At 66.7% G+C, this 22,757-nt stretch carries 15 protein-coding genes and 1 tRNA gene; 6 read left to right on the top strand and 10 right to left on the bottom strand.

The genetic code is table 11. The features are described 5' to 3' along the window. Positions 1-29 precede the first annotated feature (29 nt). The 4 genes from AWC17_RS23975 (at position 30) to AWC17_RS23960 (ending at position 3,974) form a co-directional block, all read left to right on the top strand. Entirely contained in the window at positions 30-425 is a 396-nt protein-coding gene (locus AWC17_RS23975; protein ID WP_046184463.1) for a globin, read from the top strand. Next, a complete protein-coding gene (locus tag AWC17_RS23970) occupies positions 425-2,023 on the top strand; it encodes a glycoside hydrolase family 13 protein (protein ID WP_046184455.1) in 1,599 nt (532 codons plus the stop codon). The genes AWC17_RS23975 and AWC17_RS23970 overlap by 1 nt, the downstream gene beginning before the upstream one ends. Positions 2,024-2,202: 179 nt before the next feature. Beyond that, on the top strand, positions 2,203-2,835 hold the full coding sequence (locus AWC17_RS23965) for a DUF5134 domain-containing protein (protein ID WP_231588595.1): 633 nt from the start codon (positions 2,203-2,205) through the stop codon (positions 2,833-2,835). A gap of 125 nt (positions 2,836-2,960) precedes the next feature. After that, a complete protein-coding gene (locus AWC17_RS23960) occupies positions 2,961-3,974 on the top strand; it encodes an NAD(P)/FAD-dependent oxidoreductase (RefSeq protein WP_046184465.1) in 1,014 nt (337 codons plus the stop codon). Between the two features lie 68 nt (positions 3,975-4,042). Here the strand turns inward: AWC17_RS23960 and AWC17_RS23955 are convergent, their stop codons facing one another. The 10 genes from AWC17_RS23955 to lipQ all read right to left on the bottom strand — a co-directional run bounded on the left by AWC17_RS23955 (position 4,043) and on the right by lipQ (position 21,548). Continuing rightward, positions 4,043-4,717 (bottom strand): DUF8185 domain-containing protein, encoded by a 675-nt coding sequence (locus AWC17_RS23955; protein ID WP_046184456.1) that lies wholly within the window; start codon positions 4,715-4,717, stop codon positions 4,043-4,045. Continuing rightward, a complete protein-coding gene (locus AWC17_RS23950) occupies positions 4,705-5,118 on the bottom strand; it encodes an acyl-CoA thioesterase (RefSeq protein WP_046184457.1) in 414 nt (137 codons plus the stop codon). Before AWC17_RS23950 ends, AWC17_RS23955 begins: the two co-directional genes overlap by 13 nt. After that, positions 5,115-9,959, bottom strand: a complete 4,845-nt coding sequence (locus AWC17_RS23945; RefSeq protein ID WP_085165164.1) for an NAD-glutamate dehydrogenase — start codon at positions 9,957-9,959, stop codon at positions 5,115-5,117. The genes AWC17_RS23950 and AWC17_RS23945 overlap by 4 nt, the downstream gene beginning before the upstream one ends. Before the next feature lie 118 nt (positions 9,960-10,077). Next, the gene (gene ettA, locus AWC17_RS23940) at positions 10,078-11,754 is read right to left on the bottom strand and encodes an energy-dependent translational throttle protein EttA (RefSeq protein WP_046184459.1); all 1,677 of its coding nucleotides are present in this window, start codon (positions 11,752-11,754) and stop codon (positions 10,078-10,080) included. A gap of 92 nt (positions 11,755-11,846) precedes the next feature. Next, entirely contained in the window at positions 11,847-12,353 is a 507-nt protein-coding gene (locus tag AWC17_RS23935) for a single-stranded DNA-binding protein (RefSeq protein WP_046184460.1), read from the bottom strand. Positions 12,354-12,506: 153 nt separating this feature from the next. After that, entirely contained in the window at positions 12,507-14,543 is a 2,037-nt protein-coding gene (locus AWC17_RS23930) for a bifunctional copper resistance protein CopD/cytochrome c oxidase assembly protein (protein ID WP_047323142.1), read from the bottom strand. 29 nt (positions 14,544-14,572) lie between these two features. Then, the gene (locus AWC17_RS23925; protein WP_046182841.1) at positions 14,573-16,942 is read right to left on the bottom strand and encodes a glycerol-3-phosphate 1-O-acyltransferase; all 2,370 of its coding nucleotides are present in this window, start codon (positions 16,940-16,942) and stop codon (positions 14,573-14,575) included. Further along, complete coding sequence (locus AWC17_RS23920) at positions 16,939-18,681, bottom strand: HAD-IB family hydrolase/lysophospholipid acyltransferase family protein (protein ID WP_046182835.1); 1,743 nt, start codon at positions 18,679-18,681, stop codon at positions 16,939-16,941. The genes AWC17_RS23925 and AWC17_RS23920 overlap by 4 nt, the downstream gene beginning before the upstream one ends. Next, entirely contained in the window at positions 18,678-20,147 is a 1,470-nt protein-coding gene (locus AWC17_RS23915; protein WP_046182834.1) for a WS/DGAT/MGAT family O-acyltransferase, read from the bottom strand. Before AWC17_RS23915 ends, AWC17_RS23920 begins: the two co-directional genes overlap by 4 nt. Before the next feature lie 153 nt (positions 20,148-20,300). Further along, positions 20,301-21,548, bottom strand: a complete 1,248-nt coding sequence (gene lipQ, locus AWC17_RS23910) for an esterase LipQ (protein WP_046182833.1) — start codon at positions 21,546-21,548, stop codon at positions 20,301-20,303. A 186-nt stretch (positions 21,549-21,734) separates the two neighbouring features. On the opposite strand from lipQ, the gene AWC17_RS23905 reads away from it, so the two are divergent. Together AWC17_RS23905 and AWC17_RS23900 are read left to right on the top strand one after the other, a co-directional pair. After that, a tRNA-Arg gene (locus AWC17_RS23905) sits at positions 21,735-21,808 on the top strand. 193 nt (positions 21,809-22,001) lie between these two features. Further along, positions 22,002-22,694, top strand: a complete 693-nt coding sequence (locus AWC17_RS23900; protein WP_231588394.1) for a cutinase family protein — start codon at positions 22,002-22,004, stop codon at positions 22,692-22,694. The last annotated feature ends 63 nt before the right edge of the window (positions 22,695-22,757 follow it).

Here is a 22,757-nt window from a genome sequence, read left to right as displayed (position 1 = left end):
TGCCGCCGCGATGGACCACAATGGATCCGATGGATTCCGAGCCACAGTCCTTCTATGACGCCGTCGGCGGTGCCGAAACCTTCCATGCGATTGTGTCCCGCTTTTATGCCCAGGTCGCCGAGGACGAGATCCTGCGCCAGCTGTACCCCGAAGACGACCTGGCGGGCGCCGAGGAACGGTTGCGCATGTTCCTCGAGCAGTACTGGGGCGGCCCGCGCACCTACTCCGACCGCCGGGGTCATCCCCGGTTGCGGATGCGTCACGTCCCCTTCCGGATCACTCCCATCGAGCGCGACGCCTGGCTGCGCTGCATGCACATCGCCGTCGCCTCGATCGACTCTGAGACCCTCGACGACGAGCACCGACGCCAGTTGCTCGATTACCTGGAGATGGCCGCCCACTCGCTGGTCAACGCAGCGTTGTGATGTCGGCCCAAGAAACTGAGCGGGGTGGAATGAACTCCTCCAAGCCGTGGTGGTCAAGCGCGGTCTTCTATCAGGTGTATCCGCGGTCGTTCGCCGACAGCGATGGCGACGGCGTCGGCGATCTGGACGGTCTGACGGCCCGGCTGGAGCACCTGGAACGGCTCGGTGTCGACGCGATCTGGCTCAACCCGGTCACCGTCTCGCCGATGGCCGACCACGGCTACGACGTCGCCGATCCCCGTGACATCGACCCGTTGTTCGGCGGGATGGCCGCGGCCGAACGGCTGATCGCGGCGGCGCACGAGCGGGGCATCAAGGTCACCATGGACGTGGTTCCCAACCACACCAGCTCGGCGCACCCGTGGTTCCAGGCCGCGCTGGCCGCGGGCCCAGGAACCGAGGCGCGGGACCGCTACTACTTTCGCGACGGCCGGGGTTCCGACGGGGAACTCCCGCCGAACAACTGGACGTCGGTATTCGGCGGGCCCGCCTGGACGCGTGTAGTGGAGCCGGACGGCAATCCAGGCCAGTACTACCTGCACCTCTTCGACACCGAGCAGCCGGACCTGAACTGGGAACACCCGGACGTCTTCGACGACTTCGAGAAGACGCTGCGTTTCTGGCTGGAGCGCGGCGTCGATGGCTTCCGCATCGACGTGGCGCACGGGATGGCCAAGCCGGCCGACCTGCCCGACGCGAAGGACGACGTCAAGGTGCTGAGTCACAGCGACGACGACCCCCGCTTCAACCACCCGAACGTGCACGAGATTCACCGCGGGATCCGCAAGATCGTCGACGACTATCCCGACGCGGTGACCATCGGCGAGGTGTGGGTGTTGGACAACCTCCTGTGGGCCGAGTATCTGCGGCCCGACGAACTGCATCTCGGCTTCAACTTCCGGCTGACGAAGATCGACTTCGACGCCGGCGAAATCCACGACGCGATCCAGAATTCGATGCAGGCCATCGCGATCGAAAACGCCATCCCGACCTGGACGCTGTCCAACCACGACGTGGGCCGTGAGGTCACCCGTTACGGCGACGGCGAGATCGGGCTGCGCCGGGCGCGCGCCATGGCGATGGTGATGCTCGCGCTGCCGGGCGCGGTGTTCGTCTACAACGGCGAGGAGCTGGGGCTGCCGGACGTGCAGCTGCCCGACGAGGTGCTGCAGGACCCGACGTGGGAACGCTCCGGGCATACCGAGCGCGGCCGCGACAAGTGCCGCGTTCCGATCCCGTGGTCGGGCGACGCCCCGCCGTTCGGGTTCTCGTCGTCGCCCGACACGTGGTTACCGATGCCGCAGGAATGGGCGACGCTGACCGTCGAGAAGCAGATCGCGGACCCCGAATCGACCTTCTCGTTCTTCCGCCGCGTCATCAAATTGCGCAAGGAGCGCACCGAATTCGATGGTGAGGAGATCGATTGGTTGGACGCGCCACGCGATGCGCTGATTTTCCGGCGACGGGGCGGCGGGGCAGTGTGCGCAGTGAACGCCGGCCGCAGGCCGATCCCATTGCCGCCGGGAGAGCTCATCGTGGCCAGCGCCCCGCTGGTCGACGGCGAACTCGCGCCAGACGCCGCGGCCTGGCTGGTCTGAGCGGCTGGCCCAAAGCCGCCGCAGAACAGTCGCTTTCGCATTGCGGTCGGCCGGTTACTCGGGGTGTCGCTGCGGAGAAGATACCCTGCGGGGGTACTGTCGTTCCATGACCGCGAACGAAACCGCGACTTCGGGTCTTAGGCTGATGCCGTGCGCGCCCACCGGTGAAAGGCGGGTTGGTGGATAACACGTTGCGATGGGTGGTGACGGCGCTCTTTGCCGTCAGCTTCGCTGCCTACGCGTATTTCCTTGTTGCCCAACGCCGCTGCTGGACAGGCGTCGTCAGCCAGGTGCTACACCTGGCGATGTCGGCCGTGATGATCTTGATGGCCTGGGGCGTGGGCATGACCCTTCCTACGATCGCGGCGACGATGTGCTTCCTGCTGGGCGGCGCCTGGTTTGTCGGCATCGCCAGTCACGCACCCCGGGCCGTGGACGGCAGGCTGACGAACTACTACTACGCCGTGATGATGGTGGCGATGGCCTGGATGTACGGGGCGATGAACGGCAGCTTGCCTGGCCGGTCCGCTCACTCGGGCGGCGAGGCGATGAGCATGCCCGCACACGACGCCGTGTCGGGGATGCCGCACCCGGCACATCACATGCCCCAAGCCGCGCCCGACTGGGTCGCCATAGTGAACTGGACCGCGGCCCTGGGGTTCGGCGCGGTGGCGATCTACTGGGCGTACCGCTGGATGGCCCGGCGCTGGACGAATCTGATGCCGCGCGCCATTGGACTCACGCACGCGCAAATCGTGACTCAGACGGTCACCGCCGCCGGCACGGCGCTGATGTTCGCCGACATTGTGTGAGCGGATTCTGCGGAGCGCTCCCGGGCGCTCGGGCCGGTCGGCTCGCCAGGTTCGGCCAACGTTTCGACTCAGCGCTTGGCTTGTCGCTCCTCTATACCTAGTACATGGCGACCTACGCGTGGACAGTGATCGGAGCCGGACCCGCGGGTATTGCTGCGGTGGGAAGGCTGCTCGATCAGGGCATACCGCCTGACAAGATCGCTTGGATCGATCCCGCCTTCGCCGGAGGGGACCTGGGCGGTAAGTGGCGGTCGGTGTCCAGCAACACCATTGCCGGGACTTTCCTGGATTTCTTGAATGGCTCTGCGGCCTTTCGGTTCTCAGCAGCCCCGCCGTGGCCGCTGGCCGAAGTCGACCCGGGGGAAACCTGCGCCCTTGCCCTGGTCGCCGACCCATTGGTGTGGGTCACCGATCATCTGCGCGAGCGCGTGCACAATTTCGAGACGACGGCCACCACCCTGTCCCTGCAGCGACGGCGCTGGCGGATCGAAACCCAGGACCCGGAATTGACCTCGGACAACGTGATCCTCGCCGTCGGCGCGGAACCCAAGAGGCTCGACTACCCCATCGATGAGATTCCGGTCGAGGTCGCCCTCGATGCCGAGAAGCTCGCCGAGGTGCCGCTCGAGGGCGCGACGGTTGCCGTCTTCGGCTCGTCGCACTCGTCGATGATCGCGTTACCGCACCTGCTGCGCCTGCCGGTCGCCAAGGTGATCAACTTCTACCGCAGCCCGCTCAAATATGCTGTCTATCTCGATGATTGGATCCTGTTCGACGATACCGGTCTCAAGGGGCGAGCCGCCGTGTGGGCCCGCGAGAACATCGACGGGGTGTACCCGGAACGATTGGAGAGGTGCTGGGTTTCCAGCCCGCAATTCGAAGAGAAGGTCGCCGAGTGCGACCACGTCGTCTACACCGTCGGTTTCGAGCCGCGCAAGCTGCCCGAGACCCCCCAGTGGGGCCCGCTGCGCTACAACCGGATGAACGGAATCCTTGCCCCTGGCCTGTTCGGGCTGGGCATCGCGTTCCCGGAGTACGCCAAAGACCCGTATGGCTATGGGCAATACCGCGTGGGCCTCAAGAAGTTCATGGACTACCTGGACTCGGTCCTTCCGTTGTGGATGGTCTACGGCACGTGACGAGTTGTCGTGCACGCCCGGCATTTAACTCAAGGTGATTCAGAAACGCCGTCGGGCGGCGCGACGCGTCAGCGCAGCAGCAGCGCCGGGTCGCCGCGGCGTCGGTACACGGAGCCGAACCGGGCGTCGATACGTAACCAGGTCGGCAGGATCCGGACTCGGATCAATTCGTCGGCGCCGACGGCATCCGGTGACTGCGGCAGGAAGCCCATCGCGGTCAGGGCGAACACACACCGCATGGGCAGCCCCACGCTGGCGTCGGTGGAGTTCACCTGAACGACCTCTTGGTCGAGCAGCGATACCGGCGGGCCATGAGAACTGCCGTGTTCCTTGGCAAGTCGCGCGCCACGCTGCGCCAGGTCAAGCACCACCCGGGCGGGGATGTCGTCGAGGTGCGTGAAGCCGGAGTCCGGGGGCAACGCACCCCGCCACGCGGAGTCCATCGCGAAGCCCGGATCGACATAACCCGAGTCGTCGTCCATCGCCGACAGGCCGCGCGCGAGCGCGTCCGCGCCCACCGACAGATCCTCGGGTCGCACCTCGCCACCGACCACCCGGCTGGCCAGGACGTCGAAACCCGTTGCCACCCAAGCCGTCAGCAGCCCGGGCGATCGGGTGCGGAGGCGAATGACCGCGGCGTCGTCGAGACGCAGCGCGTGATCTACGAACGCGGCCAGATCCCTGCGCTGCGCGGAACGGTCCTGTGGCCCCAGCCAAAGTCCGCGGTCAACTACCGAATCCACCGCTGCAAATACTCCCGATGGTGTGGGGAGAGCCGCACCAGCCGCTGCTCCTTGATATGGACGGCCGCCAGCTGCGATTCGGCGATGACGGCGGGTTTCGACTCCGGATCTGCGCTGACCGAGCGCACTTCGTAACCCAGCGTGAAGTCGACCGCCCGCAGGCGCTTCGTCCAGATCGTCACCTGCAGCGGTGAATCGGCCAGCCGCAGCTGGTCTTTGTAGGTGACGCGGACGTCGGCGATCAGCAAGCCGATGGTGGTGATATCGGCGCCGAACGGTTCCTTGAGGAACGGGACCCGCGCCTCCTCCAGAATCGTGACCATGGTGGCGTGGTTGACGTGCTGATACATGTCGATGTCCGACCAGCGCACCGGTACGGGGGCTACGAAGCCGACGCTCAACTCGACGATCCTCTGCCACTGGTGCGGGTCATGCGCCGGATCTGGCGCGCGGCCACCGACAGCGTCGCGAGATCCTTCTCCCCGCTCTCCTGGATTTCGATGAGGGTGCGGCTGGCGCGCGCCACCCGTGACGCGGACAGGTGCTCCCACTCGGCGATCTTCTCCTCGCCGCTTTCGTCCGGCTCCCCCACGGCGAGCACATCGAAGCACAACGACCGCAACGAGGCGTAGATGTCGTCGCGAATCGCCAAGCGCGCCAGGGAATGCCAGCGGTCGTTGCGGGGCAGTTCGGACACCGCCGTCAGCAGGCTGTCGGTGCCCAGCCGGTCCATCAGGGCGAAATAGGTGTCCGCGACCTCGGCGGCGTCGATGTCGTTGATGTCGCCGATGTCGATGATGTCCAGCAGGCTGAAGCGGTACAGGCCGGCTGCGATCATGTACGCCAGGTCGTCGGGCGCACCCTGCGAGGAGAACTCGGCGGCTTCCTTCTCGACGATCGCCTTGTCGTCGCCGCGCAACCACTCCGACATCCGGGGGGTCAGGTCTTTGACCTTCGCGGCGAACCGGTTGATCTCGGCGCCGACGGCCAGCGGCTGTGGACGGTAGTTGAGCAACCAGCGGCCGGCGCGGTCGATCAGCCGCCGGGTGTCCAGCGTGAGCCGGTCCGACAGGGCCACCGGCAGATTCGCCGCGCGGATCCGCCGCCAGATCTCCCCCACGCCGAAGATGGCGTCGGTGGCGACGTAGGTTCGCACCGCGTCGACCGGCCCTACGCCGACATCTTCGGCGACGCGGAACGCGTAGCTGATGCCGGCGGTGTCGACCAGGTCGTTGATCAGCATTGTGGTGACGATCTCGCGGCGCAGCTGGTGGGTGCGGATCTCTGGGGCGAACCGTTCGCGCAACGGCGTCGGGAAGTATTGCGGCAACCGGGATGCGAACACGTCCTGCTCGGTCAGTTCGGTGTTCAGCATCTCCTCTTTGAGCCCGAGTTTGACGTGCGCCATCAGGGTGCACAGCTCGGGCGACGTGAGACCGATGCCCGCATCGCACCTGCGGTCGATTTCCTTTTCCGATGGCAGCGCTTCCAATTCGCGGTTGAGCCCCCGCTCGTCGACCAGGTACTGAATCTGCCTGCCGTGCACCGGCAACAGGCTGGCCGCGTTGGCGCGGCTGGTGCCGATCAAGTCGTTCTGATCCTCGTTGTCGGTGAGCACCAGCTGCGAGACCTCGTCGGTCATCGACTCCAGCAGCTCCTTGCGCTCGTCGGGGTCGACCCTGCCGGCGGTGACCAGCGAGTCGATCAGGATTTTGATGTTGACCTCGTGGTCCGAACAGTCGACGCCGGCGGAGTTGTCCATCGCGTCGGTGTTGATGCGCCCGCCCGACAGATCGAACTCGACGCGGCCCAGGGCGGTCACCCCGAGGTTCCCGCCTTCGCCGATCACCTTGGCGCGCACCTGACTTGCGTTGACCCGCACGGGATCGTTGGCGCGATCCCCCACGTCGGCGTCGGACTCGGATTCCGCCTTGATGTAGGTGCCGATGCCGCCGTTGAACAGCAGATCGACGGGCGCCTGCAAGATCGCCTTGATCAGGTTGGGCGGGGTCATTTCGGTGATCTCGCCGTCGATGCCCAAGGCGTCGCGCACCTGGGGGCTGACGGGGATGGACTTGTGCTCGCGGCTGTACACCCCACCGCCTTCGCTGAGCAACGACTTGTCGTAGTCGTCCCAGCTGGACCGCGGCAGGTCGAACATCCGGCGGCGTTCCTCCCAGGAGGCCGCGGTGTCGGGGTCGGGGTCGAGGAAGACGTGCCGGTGATCGAAGGCGGCGATCAACCTGATGTGTTTGGACAGCAGCATGCCGTTGCCGAACACGTCGCCGCTCATATCGCCGACGCCCACCACCGTGAAGTCCTCGGCCTGGGTGTCGACGCCCATCTCCCGGAAGTGCCGTTTGACGGCCTCCCACGCGCCCCTGGCGGTGATTCCCATGGCCTTGTGGTCGTAGCCCACCGATCCGCCGGACGCGAACGCGTCACCCAACCAGAACCCGTAGGACTTCGCGACGTCATTGGCGATGTCGGAGAAGGTGGCGGTGCCCTTGTCCGCGGCCACCACCAGGTAGGCGTCGTCGCCGTCGCGCCGTATCACCTCCGGCGGCGGGCTGACCTTTTTCGTTGCGTGATCGACGTTGTCGGTGACGTCGAGCAACCCGGAGATGAACAGCTGATAGCAGGCGACGCCTTCGGCGCGGGTGGCATCACGGTCCTCCCCCTGATCGCCGGTGGCCAGCGGCGGCCGCTTGACGACGAAGCCGCCCTTGGCCCCGACCGGCACGATGACGGCGTTCTTCACCGCCTGCGCCTTGACCAGGCCGAGGATCTCGGTGCGGAAATCGTCGCGACGGTCCGACCAGCGCAGCCCGCCCCGCGCCACCGGGCCGAACCGCAGGTGCACCCCTTCGACGCGGGGCGAATAGACAAAGATCTCATACTTGGGACGCGGCAGCGGCAACTCGTCGATGAGCTGAGCATCGAGCTTGAGGGCCAGCACATTTCGGGTGCGGGCCGACCCCTCACGCGTCACAAAGTAATTGGTGCGCAACGTCGCCTGAACCAGCGACGCGAACGCCCGCAGGATGCGGTCGGTGTCCAGGCTCATCAGCGCGTCGATGTCGGCGGCGACCGCCGCCGCCGCCGCTTGTGCATCCCGGTTCCTTGACACACCCGACGGCCGGGGATCGAACAGCGCCTCGAACAAAGCGACCAGCGATCGCGCGGTGGACGGGTGCTCGTTGAGCACTGACTCGATGTAGGACTGGCTGTAGGGAAAGCCCGCCTGCCGTAGGTATTTCGCGTAGGCGCGCAGCAGCACGACTTGCTGCCAGGTCAGTCGCGCGCGCATGACCAGCTCGTTGAACCGGTCGATCTCGACGCGACCCTGCCAGATCGCGGTGACCGCGTCGGCGAATCGTTGCGCGGTCGCGTCGCGCTCGGCGGCCGTCGTCGCCGGCGCGATCGTCGGGTGCGTGGAAATCTTGAACTGGTAGATCCACACCGGCAGCCCGTCCGGGCGGGTCACGGTGAACGGTCGCTCCTCGAGCACCACCACGCCCATGCTCTGCAGCATGGGCAGCAGCTGGCTCAGCGAGGCGGTGCGCCCACCCAGGAACCAGGTCAGCTGGGCGGCCCCGTCATCGCCGCGTTCGGAGAACACCAGCTTGACCGAATTGTCTTGCAGCTCTTCGATGATGGCGATGTGCTCGATGGCATCGACCGGGGTGACGGCTTGTTTGTAGACCTCGGAGAAGGCCGTCGCGTAGTGCTCGGCGTCGGCCTGCTCAACGGAGCCTTCCGTGGCCGCGCCGATCAACCGGTCGGTCCAGGTCCGCGCCGCCTCGCTCAGCAACCCCTGGATGCGGATCCGGTTGTCCTCGGAGACGTCGACCGGTGCCGCTGCTTCCGGCAGCCGGACCATGAAATGCATGAGGGCCCATGGTGATTCGCTGACACGTGCGGTGAATTCCAGTCGCGTGCCACCGAACTCGCGGACCAGGATGTCCTCGATCTGCAGCCGCACCTGCGTGGTGTAGCGGTCGCGGGGCAGGTAGACCAGGCACGAGACGAAGTATTGGAGCCGATCGGCGCGCAGGAACAACAACGCCCGCCGTTGGGATCCCAGATCCACCACTGCTTTGGCCATCGCCAACAGCCGCTCGGCGCTCAGCGTGAACAGTTCCGAGCGCGGCACGGTCTGAATGACGTCGAGCAGCAGTTGGCCGGGGTGAATCGGGTCGCTGTCGGCGAGTGCGAGCACGTTGCGCACCCGGGTCGAGACCATCGGGATTTCCAGGACGTCCGCGTTCATGGCGGTGACGGTGAAGAGCCCGACGAAGCGGTGCTCGACAATGCCGTCGGCGCCACCGACATTTTCCCGAACCGCGATGGCGTACGGGTAGGCGCCGTAGCGCAGGTAGCTGCCGACGACCGATTGCGCCAACACCAGCAACTTGTCGTCGTCGGTCAACCGGGGGCGCGAACCGGTGCGGGTGCGCAGCACGCCGAGGCCGGGCGACCCGTCACCGGAGACCAGGCCCTCGTGCACGTGGCAACGTTGGTAGCCGAGCAGCAGGAAGTTACCGTTGCCCAGCCAGCGCAGCAGTGCCGCGACATCGTCGCGGTCGGGGGCCGAGAAGTGGCCTTGCGCGTTGGTTTCCACTTCCGCGGCCAGGCCGCTCAGGGTGGCGATCAACGCGTCCGCGTCGCTGGCGACCTGTTGCACGTCGGACAGGACCTTGGGCAACAGCCGTTCGACTTCGGCCAGGCCCTTGCTGTCGACGGACGGCAGCAGCTGCACGTGTATCCAGGCTTCACCCACGTATTGCGGTGCGCCGGGCGGTTTCGGTTCGACTACGACCAGGTCGCCGCTCGGGTCGCGGTGCACCTCGAAGACCGGCGTCATGATGGCCACATAGGGCACGCCGAGGCGGTGCAGCAGCACCGTGACGGAGTCCATCAGCATGCCGCCGTGGTCGGTGACGACTTGCAGCGCGGGCCCGAATCCGGCCGGGTCGTCCGGGGGGTAGACCGCGACCCGGCTTTGACCAGCGGGACGATGCTGACCCAGCTGATAGTGCGCGCGGAGCATGGCGGGAGTCACGATGGCCGATGGCAAGGTCAGGTCGACAGGCCCGGATTCTGCGACCCCGGGTTCGTCGCCGTGCGGCCCGCGATAGCTATCGATATAGGCCTTCGCGATCCAGTCCGGAATGTCCTGCTGCTGGGTGAAGGTGGTCCACGGCTTGAGGGCCTGCTTGGCTCCGGGATCGATCGTCATGCCGATGGCTCCCAACTCGTGACCGATGCCACTGTGCTCAACCGCCCACTGTCCCCCGCGAGGGGTGTACCCCGACAGCGGCCGCCTGGGCCGCATCGTCGGGGCTGCGCAGCTGACACTAGTCGCGCGTGAGCTTCCGGTGGGTCACTCTGTGCGGCCGGGCCGCGTCAACACCGAGCCGTTCGACCTTGTTCTCCTCGTACGCACCGAAGTTGCCCTCGAACCAGAACCACTTGGCCTCGTTGTCCTCGTCGCCCTCCCAGGCCAGGATGTGCGTGCACGTGCGGTCCAGGAACCAGCGATCGTGGGAAATCACCACCGCGCAACCCGGGAATTTCTCCAGGGCATTCTCCAGCGAGCCAAGCGTCTCGACGTCGAGGTCGTTGGTCGGCTCGTCGAGCAGAATCAGGTTCCCGCCTTCTTTCAGCGTGAGCGCCAGGTTCAGCCGGTTGCGCTCGCCACCGGACAGCACGCCGGCCGGCTTCTGCTGGTCTGGACCCTTGAACCCGAAAGCCGAGACATAGGCGCGCGACGGGATCTCGTTCTGGCCCACCTCGATGTAATCGAGGCCATCCGAAACGACTTCCCACACGGTCTTCTTGGGATCGATACCGGCACGGGACTGGTCCACGTAGCTGAGCTTGACGGTTTCTCCGACCTTGACCGTCCCACTGTCCGGCTGTTCGAGCCCGACGATGGTCTTGAACAGCGTCGTCTTGCCCACACCGTTGGGACCGATCACACCCACGATGCCGTTGCGGGGCAGGGTGAAGGACAGGTCCTTGATCAGGGTGCGTCCGTCGTAGCCCTTGTCGAGGTGATCGACCTCGACGACCACGTTGCCCAGTCGCGGCCCGACGGGGATCTGGATCTCCTCGAAGTCGAGCTTGCGCGTTTTCTCCGCTTCGGCGGCCATCTCCTCGTAGCGCTGCAGTCGCGCCTTACTCTTGGCCTGGCGCGCCTTGGCACCGGATCGAACCCAGGCCAGCTCCTCCGTCAGCCGCTTGTGCAGCTTGGCGTCCTTGCGGCCCTGCACCGACAGCCGCTCGGCCTTCTTCTCCAGGTATGTCGAGTAGTTGCCCTCGTAGGGATACGCGCGACCGCGGTCGAGCTCGAGGATCCACTGGGCGACGTTGTCCAGGAAGTACCGGTCGTGGGTCACCGCCAACACCGCGCCCGGGTAGGCGGCCAGGTGTTGTTCGAGCCACTGCACGCTCTCCGCGTCCAGATGGTTGGTCGGCTCGTCGAGCAGCAACAGGTCGGGCTTGGACAGCAGCAGCTTGCACAGCGCCACCCGGCGCCGCTCACCACCGGACAGATTCGTCACCGGCTCGTCGGGTGGCGGGCAGCGCAGCGCGTCCATCGCCTGCTCCAGCTGAGAGTCGAGGTCCCACGCGTCGGCGTGGTCGAGGTCCTCCTGCAGCCGGCCCATCTCCTCCATCAAATCGTCGGAGTAATCGGTGGCCATCAGTTCGGCGACCTCGTTGAAGCGGTCGAGCTTGACCTTGATCTCGCCGAGCCCTTCTTCGACGTTGCCGCGGACCGTCTTCTCTTCGTTCAGCGGCGGCTCCTGCAGGAGGATGCCGACGGTGGCGCCGGTGGCCAGAAAGGCCTCGCCGTTGTTCGGCTTGTCCAGCCCGGCCATGATCCGCAAGACGCTCGACTTGCCGGCGCCGTTGGGGCCGACGACACCGATCTTGGCGCCTGGGTAGAAGCTCAACGTGACGTCGTCCAGGATCACCTTGTCGCCGTGCGCCTTGCGGACCTTTTTCATCGTGTAGATGAACTCAGCCATGCCGCGGTTATGCCTTTCTGGTCGTTCAGAGTGATCTCGCGGACCATCCTAGGCACCGCCCGACAGCCATCGGCCTGCCCCTAAGCCGACCGTCAAGTGAGAACGGACAGCTTGGCGCGGTCGGTGGCGGTGTTATCGGAGTCAGCCGGGTCGTCGCCGGCCTTGAGGTCCTCGTCACCACCAACGTCGGCGGCTGCCCCCGAAGTTCCATTCGCGACCGTCTGCTCCGCATTGGGACCGGTGTAACCCGGCTTCTCGATCCGCACGATGACCCGTGACAGGTCCGGTCCCACGGCCGTCGCGCGCATCTCCAGCGACGAACGGCGATTTCCGTCGCGATCCTCGTACTCGCTGGTGTACACCTGGCCGACCGCGATCACCGGCGCGCCCTTGCCCAACGCGGCACCCACACCGGTGACCAACTTTCCCCAGCAGTTGACGGTGATGAACAGCGAGTTCCCATGTTCCCAGCCACCGTCACCGGTGCGGCGACGTGAGTTGCTGGCCACCCGGAATTTGATGACCTCCTGATCGCCGACCTTGCGGCGCTGGGGGTCGTTGACGATGTGCCCGACGACGGTAAGCGGGGTTTCGAACATTGGCCTGATCCCTTCTCGGTTGCTTTGGGCGGCGAACGCGTCACCGCCCGTCCTGGCTGCCATTGAGCTCGGCGCCACCGACGGGCCGGCGGGCGAAAAGACCCTGAATCCGGCGATGCGCGCTGGCCCTGTGGAAGAAACCGCGACTGTGGATTAGTCGGCGGGTTGGTGAGAGCGCTTCGGCGTGTCGCGCCGCGCCAGTTCGGCCAGCATCGCGTTGTAGGCGACCAGATCGGCGTCGTCGTCGCGTTCGGCGGCGCGGTCCAGCCGCCGGGCGGTGCGGTTGTCGCTGCGCGCCCACTGCACCAGCAGCGCCAGCATCACGATCACCAGGGGCAGCTCCCCCGCCGCCCAGGCGATGCCGCCACCCAATCGCTGGTCACTCAGCAGGTCGGTGTGCCAGCTCAAACCGAGCGAGCGGTAGTAGTCGGCGCCGAGCACCTTGCGGGTGCCCATCAGCACCACCCCGAAGAACGCGTGCAGCGGCAACGACGCGAACACGACGCCCACCTTGGCCAGCGGCGGGATCGGGCGCGGGGTGGGGTCGACCCCGATGACGATCCAGTAGAAGAGGTAGCCACTGAGCAGGAAGTGCACGTTCATCGCGAGATGTCCCGCGTGACTGCCGACGGCCGTGTCGAACAGGCTCGACAGGTACAGCCCGTAGAAACCGGCGACGAAGAGCACGGTGGCGACGACCGGGTTCGTGAGGAACCGCGACAGCCGGCTGTGCAGCGCGGCCAGCAGCCATTCCCGCATACCGGGCGGGTCCTCGCGGCCGGCGGCGGGCAACGCCCGCAGGGCCAGGCTCACCGGGGCGCCGAGCACCAGCAGGATCGGCACCAGCATCGACAGGCCCATGTGGGCGACCATGTGGATGCTGAACATCGCCGGCATGTAGCGGCCGACGCCCGACGAGGTGACGAACAGCAAAGCGAGGCAGCCGAGCAGCCAGGCCGCGGTCCGGCCCGGCGGCCAGGCATCGCCGCGGCGGCGCAGGCGCACCACGGCGGCCACGTAGAGGCCGGCGAATACGATCGCGGCGCTGCCGAAGATCAAGTCGAAGCGCCAGTCGAACAGGATGCGCGCCGGGGTGGGCGGCCCGTTGAAGTCGTAGCCGATCTCGGCTTCGGGAATCGAGGGCAGCCTGCTAGGCGGTGGTGGCGGCGGGGTGCGGCCCAGCCCGACGGCGACACCGAAGGTGAGGCCGAAGACCGCGGCCTCGGCAAGCGCCAGTCCGAGCAGGGCGCGGCGGGCCCCGGGGTGAGTCGGTTCCGCCTGCAGCCGGGCGACCGAGGACCGCCGCTGGCGCCAGCCGATGACCCCGAGAACGCACAGCGCGACGAACTTGGCGATCACCAAGCGCCCGTAATCGGTGGTCAACAGGTCACCGGGCGGCACGCGCACCACGGCGTTCATCACGCCGCTGAGCGCCATCGCGACCCAGCACCACAGCGCGATCGCGGAGAACCGCCGCGCCGCCAGGGCGATGTGCCCGCCGCCGCGCAACCCGTATGCGGCCAACGCCAGCAGGCCACCTGCCCACAGGCCGGCGGCCACGAGGTGGATCAGCAGGCTGTTGGTCGCCAGGTCATGCGAACCACCGGCCGACGAATGGCCGGTTAGCCCTAGCGGGATGAGCGTCAGGAGCGAGCCGGCGAACAGCAACGGCGTCCACGACCAGCGCAGTACCGACAGGCTGGCCAGCATCACCAGCGCGGCCAGCGCCGCGGTCCAGCGCCACGCGGAGGCGGTGGTGACCAGCCCCGCCACCGACCAGATCCGCACCGGGTTGAGCAGCGCGACCAACGGTCGACCCGACACGTCGGAGATGGTCAGCGGTACCAGCAGGGCGGCACACACCGCCCAGACCCCCGACGCCACCGTCCCCAGCCGAAGCGCCCGGTAGCCGTCGGCGTCCAGGACGCCGCTGCGTTGCGGTGGCACGAAAAACGCCGCGAACAGGAACGACCCGACGGCCAGCACCGCGGCGATCTCCCCCGCCGCCCGGACGAACGGCAGTCCCAGCGTGGTCGCCGGGCCCGGGTTCGGCAAACCCGTGGCGGTCAGCGCGTCGGCCAGCGACAGCGCCCCGATACCGGCCGCCGTGCAGCCCGCCAGCAGCGCGACGCCGAGCAGCAGCGGCCATACCAGCGCGCGGGGCGTGGTCACCGACCGATCGACCGTCATATAGCCAGGGTATGGGCGCGGGCCGGCGACTACCGAGTCAGGCGCTCCTGACGCGCCTTGATCTCGCGGGCGACGAACTGGTTGCGCGCGATCCGCCCGACGTAATCGGAATCGCGCAGGACGTCCCGCAGTTCCGCCCGAAAAGCAGTCCGTCGTTCGGCGAGGTCCGGGGCGGGCGCTATCAGGTCCTGATCGACGACGACCTGATACGCGGTGGCGAAGAGCAGCGTCGACACCGATTCGCTGCTGCGGACCCGGATCTGCGCCACGTATTGGCGGCCCACGCCGAGGGCCGATTTCGTCAATTCCTTCTGGTCGACGTCGGCCGGCGCGTCCCGCAGCACGTCGGCGACGATCTCGTAGGCCTCGAAGAACACCCGCAGCATCGCGTCTGCCATCAGCGGGCGCTTGGCGAACAGCAGCGCCTCGATCTCGTCGCCGCCCGCGGCGACGTGGGCTTCCCAATCGTCGTGCCAGGCCATCTCTTCGGCGATGTTGTCCCGAAACGCCGCCGAGTCCGCGAAGTAGAACTCGAACTTGAGCAGGTCGCGCAGCCGCATCGCCTGATCCCAGAAGGCCTGCATCCGGTCGCCCTCGGCATGCCGGGCGTGTGCCAGCGCGAGTTCGACGATGGAGGTCTCCAGGAAGGCATGGATCAGCGAGTTGCGGTAGAACGCGGCCGCGTGTTGCTCGTCGGGTGCGATGCGCCACACCGGTTCCCGGCCACCGTCGACCCGGGTGATCGGGTGCTCGTTGGACAGCGCGTCGACCGCCGCGCGGACCCCGTCGCGCGAGCGCAGCCGCAATGCGCTCGTCGACATCGGGGTTTGTTTGCGTTCCAGATAGTCGAGCGAGTCCTGCAGGGTGTGGTGCAGCTGATCGAGCGTCAACGCCGCGCCGCGGGTGGTCAGCAGCAAGGCGCACACCAGACCCGTCGCCGTCACCGGAGTCGCCTGCAGTATTCGCCACGCAACTTCGAACGACATCTTTTGCAGCGCAAGCCGTTTGGCGTCCTGGTCGTGGGCCAGCGCACCGTGCACCGGACCCAGGTACTGGCGCATCGAAACGGCTTCCGGGAAGCGAACGTAGATCTTGCCGTAGTTGCGTTCGCCCTGCGCCCTGATGAAGTTGTACAGCCAGCCCACACCTTCTGGTGTCTTCTCGCCACCGCGGGCGTAGGCCGCGTACTCGTCGGTCTCGTGCAACTGATCGAAGCTGATGGACACCGGTTGCAGCAGGATGTCTTCGCTGCGGCCGTCCAGGTAGGCGTCGGCGACGTAGGCCAGCAGGCCGAGTTTTGGGGGCAGCATCTTGCCGGTGCGCGAGCGGGTGCCTTCGATCGACCAACTCAGGTTGAACCGCTTTTCGACGATGTAGCCGACGTATTCGCGCAAGACGTATTTGTAGAGTGCATTTTCGCCGATGTTGCGGCGGATGAAGATGACGCCGGACCGGCGCAACAGCGGACCCATCGCGCCGAACGACAGGTTGATACCGGCGAAGACATGCACGGGCGGTAGCCGGTTTTCCTGCATCGCTACCGGCACAACCGCGCCGTCGATGTAGGAGCGGTGCGAGAACAACAGCACCGCCGGGTGGGTTTCCAGGGCGGTGCGCATCGCCGCGACCTGATACCCGTCGTAGTCGATCTTCGGGTCGAATCCGCGGCTGATCATCCTGCCGAGGACGGAAACGAGGTCGACGGACACCCTGCTCCAGCCGGTGGAGAGTTCGTCGAGCATCTCGCCCGCCTCGTCGACGGTTGCCCCGGGGATCTTCTTCAGGCCGTCACGAAATCGGCTGGACTCCAGGATCTCCGGCTTCAGCAGCCGCGGAGACTTGTACTGCGGCCCCAGGATCCGGTACTCGACGCGTTCCAGCGCCAGCAGCGCGCGGCGGATGACGAACCGGGCGAAGTCGCTCTCGTTCTCGCCGACGGTGATGTCGCGCCACTGTTGGCGCAGTTCGGAGACTTTGGCCGGTTCGCCGGCCACCACTCGCGCCCGCTGGGGCGCGTTCCGCATGATGTGCAGTTGCTGACGTTCGTTGGGGTGGTAGGGATCCCGCCCGGGTAGCAGGCCGGCCAGCTTGGCGATTCTGCCGCGATCCGGTGGTGGCAGCCAGAACACCCGCACCGGCACGATGGAACGGTCGTCGGTGGCGTCGTCACCGGCATTGTCGCCGGCCTCGAGCTGCTCGATCAGTGCGGTCAGCGCACCGGGCGGCGCGTTGGGCGGTGGCAGTTCCAGGACGTCGAATCTCGTCTCCGGCTTGTCGGCGCGTTGTTGCGCCATCCAGGCCGTCACCAGTTCCCTCTCGATCGGCGAGGCCATGGAGGCCAACACCAGCGAGTCTTGGCCGGTGAGGACCGCGGTGGTATCCGCGGCCGGTTCGGTCACGGCCACCCTTCGGGCGGAGATTCCGGCGGTTCGGCGCTGACGGCCGCCTCGGTGGGACGTTGTGCCTCACCATCTTTGAGATCGGCCTGGGACTCGTGGGGATTCGCCTTGGCGGGCTTAACTTTCGAGGCGGCCTTCTTCGCCGGCGCCTTTTTTGCCGGTGCCTTCGAAACGGCCTTAACAGTAGTCTTTTTCGCTGGGCCCTTAGCCTTGGTCGCCGCCTTCTTCTCCGCGTTCAGGTCGACTTGGGGCAGCTCATCGACAGGCCAGTTCGCCAGCGTGTCCAGATACAGCTGACGGACCTCGGCGATGCGCTCCGGCAGGTTCTCGACGGTCCAGTCCTGCACCGAAATCGGCGGAAACACCGCAACATCGACCGTGCCGGGATTGATGACGGTGGAGTTTCGGGCGGCGACGAGCTCCGCGTTGCGGATCACAATCGGGACGATCGGAATTCCGGCCGCCATGGCGAGGCGGAACGGCCCCTTCTTGAACGGCCCGACTTCGGTGGTGTCGACCCGAGTGCCCTCCGGGGCGATGACGATCGACAGCCCCTTCCTGGCCCGGTCTTCGACCGCGTGCATCGTCTCGACCGCGGCGGCGGGATTGTCGCGGTCGATGAACACGCCGTCGAGCAGCTTGCCGAGCGTGCCCATGATCGGGTCTTTCTCCAGCTCCTTCTTGCCCACGCCGATCCAGTTGTCGCGCACCAGCGCGCCGGCGATGACCGGGTCAACCTGGTTGCGGTGATTGAAGATAAACACCGCCGGCCGCTGCGCGGTCAGGTTCTCTTGGCCGATGACGTTGAGGTGCACGCCGGTGATCGCCAGGGACAGCTGGGAGAAGGTCGAGGTGAAGAAGTTGACCCCGCGCCGCCGGTTGCGGGTCAGCACGCCGATGCCCACGGCGCCTGCGGCAACCGGGAACATCGAGCCGAAGCCGGCGAGGGTGCGCAGCTGCCGCCGCAGACCCACCGGACCCCGGCTGCTGAATCGCAGGATCGGCCAGCCGCGGCGCTTGGCCACGGCGGCCATCTTGCCCTCGGGATTGGTCGGGCGCGGGTTGCCGACCAGGTACATCAGGGCGACGTCTTCGTCCCCGTCGGCGTAGAAGTAGCTGTCCTTCAGGTCGATGCCGTTCTCGGCCGCAAACCGTTGCACCGCAGCGGCTTTGCCCGGTCCCCAAAGGATCGGCTTCTGCACACCGCCGGTGAGCATCCCGTCTTCGGTGGTCTCGAACTTGTTGGTGAGCATGTTCGAGATGCCCAGGAATCGCGCCACCGGGTTGACCTGGATGGTCAGCGCCGAGGAGCTGAGCACCACGGTGTGTCCGCGAGCCACGTGCGCCCGCACCAGCTCGCGCATCTCCGGGTAAATCCGCGACTCGATCCGCTGCACGAACAGCCGCTCGCCGATCTCCTCCAGGTCGTCCAACAAGCGGCCGGCCAATGCCGCGGCGGCCTTGCCGATGAGGTCCTCGAACTCGATGCGCCCGAAAGTGTGGCTCAGGCCGGCCTGGACCATGCCGAGCAGCTCGCCCACGCCCATGTCACGACGCAGCAGCCGCTCCTGGGTGAGGATCACCGCCGTGAAGCCGGCCACCAGCGTCCCGTCCAGGTCGAAGAACGCCCCGATCTTGGGACCCGGTGGGCTGGCCATGATTTCGGCGACCGAGCCCGGCAAACGCATGTCCGCCCCGGGTGCTCCGCGCTCGTCTGCCTGGTCTTTCGAGACGCTCATGAGCCCGACACCGTCCGTGCCGAAGTCGCCGGTTCGGTGAACGAGGCGGGCACCGCGTGGGGTGCCCCCTGACCGGCCAGCGCCAGAATTTCGTCGAAGCCCTCGAGCAGGCATTGAGCGAACAGTGGTTCGTTGCGAACCGACGCGCGGTCGTAGCGCACGGTGATGGTGCACCAGCCGCCGCGCGAGATCAGCACCACCATCATCGCCACCCCGGGCAGTGGACCGATACCGTACTGCCGCAACACCTTTGCACCCGCGATGTAAGTGTCTCCGGGGTACACCGGGACATTGCTGGCTTGGACGTCGGAGCCGATCACCGAACCGGTGATCCCCTCGAGCACCGCGGTCGGCAGGACGCTGAGCAGCGGTGCGACTGAACCGATGATGTTCATCGCGGGCTCGTCGCGGCGCTGCGTCATTTGCGCGCGGATCTTTTTCATCCGCGAGACCGGGTCGACGGTACCCACGGGAGCGGCCAGGTTGACACCGGTGAACCGGTTGCCGCCGGCCGTATCGGCATCGGCCCGCAGGCTCACCGGCACCGCCATCGGCAGCGTGCTGATCGGCACGCCGAGCGCCTCGTGGTAGCGCCGCAAGGCGCCGCACAGGCCCGCGAGGTAGGCGTCGTTGATCGATCCGCCCCCGGCCTTGGCGGCCCGGTGCAGGTCCGAGAGCGGGATGTCGATCGCTTCGGTGCGGGTGGCCAGGCTGCGCCGTCGCAGCAGCGGCGACGGTTCGGCCGACCGGTTGAGCACCCGCATCCCCGACATGGCGTAACCCACGATCCCGGACACGGTGGATCCCGGTTCCAGGACCGCGCGTCCGGCCGCCGACACCGCCCCGGACACCGCGCTGAGAACGCCACCGATCACGGCGGTCGGCAGATGGTTAATGCCTTGCCGCATCAGGTCATTGGACGTGAGGTCCTGCGGGATGGGCAGCGGGGGCGTCGGCTTGGCCGGCGGGTGGCGCTCGAGGTCGTAGATTTCGGCGAACATCTGCACCCCGCCGACGCCGTCGGTGACCGCGTGGCTGACATGCAGCAGCGTCGCCGCTTTGCCACCGGCCAGACCCTCGACCAGGGTGGCCGTCCACAGCGGCCGGGAGATGTCCATCGGCGATTGCAGGATCACCTCGGCGAGGTTGAAAACGTCACGCAGTGTGCCGGGTTCGGCCACCCTCATCCGGCGCACATGGAATTCGAGGTTGAAATCGGGGTCGACCACCCAGCGGGGTGACGCGGTCGGCAAGGTGGGCACGACCACCTTCTGCCGCAGCCGCAACACCCGTCGGGAGGCGTTTTCGAATCGGGTCAGGAACTGATCCCAGTCCGGCGTGGTGTCGAGGAGTTCCAGCGCCATGATCCCCGACCGCGTCCGGGGATTCGCTTCGCCCCTATGCATCAGATAGTCGACCGGTCCAAGCTGGTCGGACAATTTCACGACCTCGACGGACTCAGTCATGGCCCTCCGACCGACGCGCCAACCCTGTCACCGAAGATCAAGCCTCCTGCCTCGGACCCGCCGCCGTCCCCATCGCCAACACAACGCTAGTCGGGTTGCGGCGCTGGTGAAAGGAGCGGTCGGGCCCTGGGGCCGGTTACCGGGGGCCCGGGCTCAGCTGGCGGACGTAGCCGACATCGGGACGAAGTCCAGCAGCGAGCTGACGCGCCGGCCGTAGATGACACCCAAGAAATCGGCGACGGCGTCGGCGGCCAGCCGCGATCGCACCGTCGAGAGGATGTCGAACGCGTGGTGCGCGTTGGCGAGTTCGGCGTGAGCCACCGTCGAAGCGCCGGCCGCCCGCAGCGCCGCGCAGAAGGTTCGGGCCTGGCCGCTGGGAACCAGTTCGTCCTTCTCGCCGTGCAGCACGAAGAAGGGCGGTGCTTCGCTGTGCACGTAGGAAACCGGTGACGCCGCCTTGAACCGCTCGGGCTCGTCGCCGTAGCGGGCCTTCACCACGAACTGCTCCAGGAACGGCAGCATCAAGCCGTGCATGTTCTCGAAGTCGGTGAAGTCGTACACGCCGTAATAGGGCGCGACGGCTTGAACAGTCGTGTCGGCGCCCTCGAATCCGGGCTGGAACGTCGGGTCGTTCGGGGTGAGCGCGGCCAGGGAGGCCAGGTGCCCACCCGCCGACCCGCCGGTGATCGCGATGAAGTCGGGATCGCCGCCGTAGTCGGCGATGTTTTGGCGGACCCACGCGATTGCCGTCTTCACGTCGATGAGGTGCGCGGGAAATGTGGAACGCGGGCTCTTGCAGTAATTGATCGAGACGCAGATCCAGCCGAGTTCGGCCATGCGGCTCATCAGCGTGTAGGCCTGCACTCGTTTGTCGCCGACTGTCCACGCCCCGCCGGGGACCTGGATCAGCACCGGCGCCCGGCAGCCCGGGGCCAGGTCGTCGCGCCGCCAGATGTCGAGCAGGTTGTCGCGTCCACGAGGACCGTAGGAGATATTTGATGTCTGTGCCGCGTACCGGCGGTGTGGCCCGGGCCTGCTCAACATGCCGCCACGCGAGGCACAGACGGGCTTGATGCTGGCCGGGTGGCACACCTGCTCGCGGAAGTCCGGACCGAGGGACTCCTCTAACGCCGTGGTGAGGGCCCGATCCGCCCGCTGCGCCGCCCAGGTGGTGCCGACGCGGCCGATCGACGGGTGCGAAACCCGCGACAACGCGTGCCCGGTCAAGACGTGCGGGGGAAACTCGGTGGAAAGCCAGCCGACTAGGCAGCCCAGCGCCATCGGCGAGCCGCGCAGCAACAGCGTGCCGGCCCGATAGGCATCCATCGCATCGCCCGCGAGGCGTGCTGCCTGGGTACCAGCCCACGAGCACCGTGAAGTCAAGTGCATGGTCACGCTCATAGCAACGCCACCCCTCGACGGTATGCACACGCCTCATTGCGGTAAACGGCCGATGACCGGCCGGTGTTCTACGTGTGTCGAGGTTCCCAACCATAGCCGATAACCGCGGAGCCGGAACGCTTTTCGCGCGCGTCGTGGCGGCGAGTCGGATTACGACACGCCGTTGGATAGACTGACCTGCACAATGCCTCCGTAGCTCAGGTGGATAGAGCAAGGGCCTTCTAATCCCTAGGTCGCACGTTCGAGTCGTGCCGGGGGCACTCTGAGCTTGTATGACGTCGGTTGATGCTTGACGTTTCGGCTTCGGGTGAGGCCTGACAGTGTTTCGGTTGATCCTTTACAGTGGTTTCGGCTGATGCTTGACAGTGGTTTCGGCTGATCCTTGACACCACTACGCGCTCTACAGCGCAATTTGGGCGGTACGCCTGGGTCACGATATGTCAGCATTAGGACGTGAACGCACGCCAATTCCCTCGCTGGTTGGGCGCTGCGGTGGCGATACCCTGCGCGACGCTGCTGAGCGCACCGATCCTCATGGCCCCCGCGTCCGCTGCTCCCTGCCCGGACGTCGAGGTGACCTTTGCCCGGGGCACCAGCGAGCCAGCTGGTGTTGGTGGGGTCGGACAAGCCTTTGTCGATTCACTGCGCTCGCAGGTTGGCGGCCGGTCCTTCGGGGTGTATGCCGTCAACTATCCCGCCACCGAAGATTGGCCCCCGTCCGCATCGGCCGGCGCCAGCGATGCGAACGCTCACGTTCAATCCATGGTCGCGAACTGCCCGAACACCAAGCTGGTGCTCGGGGGATATTCCCAAGGCGCGATGGTCATAGATCTGATCACCATCGCCCGAGCATCGGTTGCCGGCTTTAACGCCGCCACGCTATCGGCAGACCAGGCTGATCACGTTGCCGCCGTCGCCGTCTTCGGGAATCCGACCGATAGATATCTGGGTGGGCCGATAAGCGAGATCAGCCCCTGGTATGGGGCTAAAGCCATTGACTTGTGCGCGCCCGGCGACCCGATTTGCACTCCGGGCGGGGGCCTGTCGCTGCCGACACATGACGAGATGTTCTCCGCGGCACACCTGTCGTATGAGCACTCCGGAATGCCCAGTCAGGCCGCGACTTTCGTGGCGAGCCATCTCTAACCCGCGCGCCGGAGACGACTCGAAGCTCATCGTTAATCATCGCCAATGACCATGATTCGTTGC

Origin of the sequence: Mycobacterium nebraskense, from assembly GCF_002102255.1 — a bacterium.
Lineage (GTDB): Bacteria > Actinomycetota > Actinomycetes > Mycobacteriales > Mycobacteriaceae > Mycobacterium > Mycobacterium nebraskense.
Note: the sequence above shows the minus strand (reverse complement) of the source record. Positions and strands in the feature narration are given on the sequence as shown.

Excerpts from the sequence above, each read along its gene's own strand:
- AWC17_RS23930 (WP_047323142.1), bottom strand. The coding sequence starts at position 14,543 with ATGACGGTCGATCGGTCGGTGACCACGCCCCGCGCGCTGGTATGGCCG.
- ettA (WP_046184459.1), bottom strand. The coding sequence starts at position 11,754 with ATGGCTGAGTTCATCTACACGATGAAAAAGGTCCGCAAGGCGCACGGC.
- AWC17_RS23975 (WP_046184463.1), top strand. The coding sequence starts at position 30 with ATGGATTCCGAGCCACAGTCCTTCTATGACGCCGTCGGCGGTGCCGAA.
- lipQ (WP_046182833.1), bottom strand. The coding sequence starts at position 21,548 with ATGAGCGTGACCATGCACTTGACTTCACGGTGCTCGTGGGCTGGTACC.
- AWC17_RS23920 (WP_046182835.1), bottom strand. The coding sequence starts at position 18,681 with ATGAGCGTCTCGAAAGACCAGGCAGACGAGCGCGGAGCACCCGGGGCG.
- AWC17_RS23915 (WP_046182834.1), bottom strand. The coding sequence starts at position 20,147 with ATGACTGAGTCCGTCGAGGTCGTGAAATTGTCCGACCAGCTTGGACCG.
- AWC17_RS23935 (WP_046184460.1), bottom strand. The coding sequence starts at position 12,353 with ATGTTCGAAACCCCGCTTACCGTCGTCGGGCACATCGTCAACGACCCC.
- AWC17_RS23945 (WP_085165164.1), bottom strand. The coding sequence starts at position 9,959 with ATGACGATCGATCCCGGAGCCAAGCAGGCCCTCAAGCCGTGGACCACC.
- AWC17_RS23970 (WP_046184455.1), top strand. The coding sequence starts at position 425 with ATGTCGGCCCAAGAAACTGAGCGGGGTGGAATGAACTCCTCCAAGCCG.